Below are 4,345 nucleotides of genomic sequence, written 5' to 3'. Positions count from 1 at the left end.
CCTCTACCGCCCTGTCGACAAGCAAGAGCGTCGACTTCCTGCTGACAGCGAAGCGCGACATGGCTGCGGCGAAGCGCTTCTTCGACAAGGCCATGGGAGCGAACGGCGATCCGGACAAGGTCGCGATGGACAAGAGTGGCGCCAACAAGGCGGCGATCTATGCGATCAACGCCGGCCGCGACGTGCCGATCCTGGTGCGCCAAGTCAAATACCTCAACAACATCGTCGAGCAGGACCATCGCGCCATCAAGCGGGTGACCAGGCCGATGCTCAACTTCAAATCGTTCCGCTCTGCCGGCTCCGTGCTCGCCGGCATCGAGCTGATGCACATGATCCGCAAGGGCCAGTTCGCAATCGACGGCGCTGATGCAATGTCGTTCGCCGACCAATTTTCTGTGCTGGCAGGAATAATCCGTCCGGTTTGAGCGGCACAATGCCGTCCTAGGGAAATTCTGTCGTTTGATCAACAACGCGACAGAACCCGGAACTTCAGCAGCGTCGTGGCATCCGGCGCCGACTCGCGATTGAGGTCGATGCCGACGAAGCCGCGGATAGCCTGGCTGTCGTAGATCGCATCTTCGATGACTTCATCGGACAAACCAAAGCACTGCTGGGCCACGTACATGCGCAACATGCGGGCAAGGCCGATCGGTGGGCGACCAGGTCCGCTGGTCTTGGGATAGTATGGCTCGATCAGCTTGTGCAGCTTGCCCCACGGCGTGGCGCTGTCGATCTCGGCAAGGACCCGGTCACGTCACGTCAGCTTCTGCTTGGCGGCGTATTCGAGGTCGGAGAAGCTTCTTTGCATGATCGTCAGGGTAGTGATGAGCTTGCAGGTATTGTCTCAGGATGCGGGCAACGATGGAACCGCTGCCGGAGAATAAATCAGCGCTTCTCTAGGGAAATTCTGTCGTTTGATCAACAATGCGACAGAACCTATGCCAGCGTCGCATGAGGGACACACCGCTGCTAAAATTTTGCGCTGCTGCGGCTCACGACCGTGGCGTTTTTCGGAAGAAGATCAGCCGCCAAATATAGGTCAGCAATATGAAAGCTAACACGATCTTCGCAATTGGATCGATATAGCGTGCCACCTCATGGTAATGGTCCTCCAGGACGTAGCCAGCTCCCATTAACCCCATGTTCCACACGAGCGAACCGATGGTCGAGTAGAGCAGGAAGCGGCCCAGCGGCATCTCGGCCAAGCCTGCCGGGATCGAAATAAAGCTGCGAATGGCAGGGACTAAGCGGCCGATGATCACCATCTTGCGACCATGCTTACGAAAAACACTAAGGCCGCGGTCGATATCGTGCGTCGACAGAGTTAACCAGCGTCCGTGCTTGTCGGCGAAGTCACACAAGCGAGTACATCCAAGCATTTTGGCCGTATAAAACCAAGGCAGCGTGCCACCAACGGATCCCACAGTCGCCGCTGCAAGAACTCCGGCTACAGTCAACTGACCCTTCGCCGCAATAAAGCCGGCTAACGGCATGATCAGCTCTGAAGGAATTGGCGGAAAGAGATTCTCCAACGCCATCAGTGCGGCAACGCCCCAGTAGCCTGCGCTCTGCATCCAGGTAATGAGCTGTTCGATCATATTGGCTCGGCGTTGGCGATAGGCAGGATGATGCGAAACCGACTTCCTTGGCCTGAGCCTTCACTCGTCGCGGTGATCAGGTCTCCGTTTTTTTCGCAAATGTCCTTGGCAATAGCTAAGCCCAATCCTGCCCCAGAACGCACACGCTCCTTGTGTGTGGCGAATTGGGCGTATGGTTTAAAGATCTTGTCGATCTCCTCCGAGGGAATGCCAATGCCACTGTCCGCAATGTCAGCCTCGACCAGCGCCCCATCCACTCGGACACGCAAGGATATGCTGCCTCCTCCTTCGCTAAACTCGCTGGCGTTGAACAGCACATTTGCCAGCGCCTGCGAGACCCGCTCAGGGTCGCAAAGTACGGTCTTATCTCGTCCTTTGAAATCGACCTCGACCTTTTGCCTACGAGATAGCGCCTTGGCAGAGACGGCGTCCAGAGCAGCGTCGATGACTTCCGATAGTGAGACTGGGATGACCCGCAGGGCAATCCCGTTCTCCGCAAGGCTCGAAGCATCCAGAAGATCGCCGACAACGCGCGAGAGGAGTTTGACCTGACGCTCGACTACGTCGGCCATCTTGACGATTTGAGCGTCGCTCGATACTCGCTTCATAGCGCCGGCTGCAGTGAGAATCGGTGAGAGCGGATTTCGCAGTTCATGGGCAAGAAGAGACAGGAAGGCGTTGCGGTCATCGACTGCCCGTTGAAGTTCGTCGGCCAATCGTTGGCGCTCCGTGTTATCGACTAGTATACACAAGGCACCGGCGATCATACCGTCGGAGCCTCGGGCAAGTTTCAGATGGGTCTCTATTTTGCGGCGCGAGCCGTCGGGTCGTTCCAGCCACAACTCAATGCCGGGCAATTCTTGGCCAAGGGCGACCGCTTTGGCCGTGGGGTAGTTCGAGCGAGCCAATCGAGCGCCGTTGAGATCGTACATGGCCTGGGCACCGCTCCATTGGCTAGGCTCCGCAGGATCTGGCGATCGGCCCCAAAGCGCGGTGGCAGCTTCATTGTGGCTCACGACCGCTCCATGGAGGTCACAGCAAAACGCCGCCACCGGCAGCTGGCTCACCAGAGGTATCCTAAGAGAAGCACGCCGATCACCGACTCGCCTGGTCAAGGCATTGACGTCCCCGCACGCGGTTGCGAGATTGTCCAAGTTAGTTGAGTCATTCGCGGGAGCCCTACTCCATTTGTCATCCATGTCTAATCTCTCCGGCGCCCGGCGGCTGGACCTGCCAGCTGATGCTGTAAGTGATTGATAAAATGTGAGTTATCCCTAAGCCACACTCATCGACACGAACACACCTTGCCCGGCATGAATTCTACCCCAGAGCAGCTCCGTTTTGCATCAATTCCAGCTCATATCGTCCGTGCCGATTTCGCCGGCGGTGGCTTGTCGTCCGATCTCGGCCCGGTTCTGCTGCGTGGAGTCGACCTCCAGATCGGCTTGACCAAGCGCCTTGCTGTGGCCTTGCCTGACCGCCGCCATCAGAGTTACGTGAACCATTCGTATCACGATATTTTGACGCAGCGGATCTACCAAATTGGCTGCGGCTACGAGGACGGGAACGACTCGAACAGCCTGCGCCACGACCCGATGTTCAAGCTTGGCGCGGCCCGCTTACCGTTCGACGATGATGCTGCGCTGGCATCGGGGGCGACGATCTCGCGCTTCGAGCACGCGGCGCGGCGCCAGGATATCTACCGTTTCAGCGAGGCCCTCGTCGAACAGTTTATCGCCAGCTTTGCTAGCCAGCCAAAGAGCTTGATTCTCGACCTGGATCACTCCGAGGATGCGTGCTACGGCCAGCAGCCATTGGCGTTCTATAACCACCATTATGGTTCAACGTGCTACCTGCCGCTGATGATTTTCGACGGCCAGTCGGGCGGCTTGATCGCTGCCGTGCTGCGGCCCGGCAAGCGTCCATTTGGCGAGGAGAACGCGATGATCATGCGGCGCGTTCTAAAACTGATTCGCCGCCATTTTCCCAACACCCACATTCTTGTTCGGGGTGACGGCCATTTCAGCGGACCCGAATTGATGGGCCTAATCGACAGCATGCCGAACACCGACTTCATCTTCGGTTTCTCCTGCAACACCAAGCTGCACGCAATGGCTGAGCCAACCAAGCTTCGTGCGTGCGATCGTTGGGTGGCAGCACAAACGCAGGACGTGGTGCCGAACGCGGTACGCCTGTTCGATGAATTTACCTACAAGGCGCGCTCATGGCCGAGGGCTTTGCGAGTGCTCTTGAAGGCCGAGGTCACGGCGCTCGGCGAGAACACGCGCTTCATCGTGACCTCGTTAGCTGGACTCGATGCAGGCACGCTGTACGAAGACATTTATTGCGCGCGCGGTCAGGCCGAAAACTACATCAAACATCTCAAGCCGAGCCGACCTTGAGCATACCCAAAGCGTGTAACGGTTGGGCCGAGACGTTGGCGGCGCACCGTCTTTTCGACAACGCCAGCATTGACTGGCGTGCCATCATGGCGCCCCACTGGGAGCAAACCGAGCAGCGCATGGCGGCACTAGCGTGTGAGTGGCGTCAGTTACGCGACAGTGCAACACCAGCCAATAGGCCGATGCCTGCGCCTAGCAAACCTGCGATCGCCATCGAAGGTTCTGTCGCATTAGCGAACATCGACGGGGTAATCGGGTAAGCTGCGGCGCCCGAACCCAGGACGACTCGACATGCTCAACTTCAAAGGGATGCGCTTTCCGATCGATGTGATCCTGGTCTGCATC

General features: G+C 58.0%; 5 protein-coding genes and 1 pseudogene. 3 read left to right on the top strand and 3 right to left on the bottom strand.

Going from position 1 to position 4,345, the window contains the following annotated elements; translation table 11 throughout:
- Positions 1–425 (top strand): DDE-type integrase/transposase/recombinase (locus CR105_RS26970; RefSeq protein WP_370660711.1); only part of this gene is annotated, 425 nt, incomplete at its 5' end.
- Positions 426–475: 50 nt separating this feature from the next.
- On the opposite strand, the pseudogene CR105_RS26965 reads toward CR105_RS26970, so the two are convergent.
- The 3 genes and pseudogenes from CR105_RS26965 to CR105_RS26955 all read right to left on the bottom strand — a co-directional run.
- A pseudogene (locus CR105_RS26965) lies at positions 476–808 on the bottom strand (transposase); the annotation flags it as partial.
- 184 nt (positions 809–992) lie between these two features.
- The gene (locus CR105_RS26960) at positions 993–1,598 is read right to left on the bottom strand and encodes a DedA family protein (protein ID WP_099794015.1); all 606 of its coding nucleotides are present in this window, start codon (positions 1,596–1,598) and stop codon (positions 993–995) included.
- On the bottom strand, positions 1,595–2,665 hold the full coding sequence (locus CR105_RS26955) for a PAS domain-containing sensor histidine kinase (RefSeq protein ID WP_180288331.1): 1,071 nt from the start codon (positions 2,663–2,665) through the stop codon (positions 1,595–1,597). The genes CR105_RS26960 and CR105_RS26955 overlap by 4 nt, the downstream gene beginning before the upstream one ends.
- Positions 2,666–2,911: 246 nt before the next feature.
- On the opposite strand from CR105_RS26955, the gene CR105_RS26950 reads away from it, so the two are divergent.
- Both CR105_RS26950 and CR105_RS29565 read left to right on the top strand, forming a co-directional pair.
- On the top strand, positions 2,912–4,000 hold the full coding sequence (locus tag CR105_RS26950; RefSeq protein ID WP_099794011.1) for an IS1380 family transposase: 1,089 nt from the start codon (positions 2,912–2,914) through the stop codon (positions 3,998–4,000).
- A complete protein-coding gene (locus CR105_RS29565) occupies positions 3,943–4,260 on the top strand; it encodes a transposase DNA-binding-containing protein (protein ID WP_131021903.1) in 318 nt (105 codons plus the stop codon). The genes CR105_RS26950 and CR105_RS29565 overlap by 58 nt, the downstream gene beginning before the upstream one ends.
- Positions 4,261–4,345: the final 85 nt, after the last annotated feature.

Source organism: Massilia eurypsychrophila, assembly GCF_002760655.1.
Taxonomy (GTDB): Bacteria; Pseudomonadota; Gammaproteobacteria; order Burkholderiales; family Burkholderiaceae_D; genus JAFCUW01.
Note: the sequence above shows the minus strand (reverse complement) of the source record. Positions and strands in the feature narration are given on the sequence as shown.

Coding starts and splice junctions, on each gene's coding strand:
- CR105_RS26960 (WP_099794015.1), bottom strand. CDS start 1,598: ATGATCGAACAGCTCATTACCTGGATGCAGAGCGCAGGCTACTGGGGC.
- CR105_RS26950 (WP_099794011.1), top strand. CDS start 2,912: ATGAATTCTACCCCAGAGCAGCTCCGTTTTGCATCAATTCCAGCTCAT.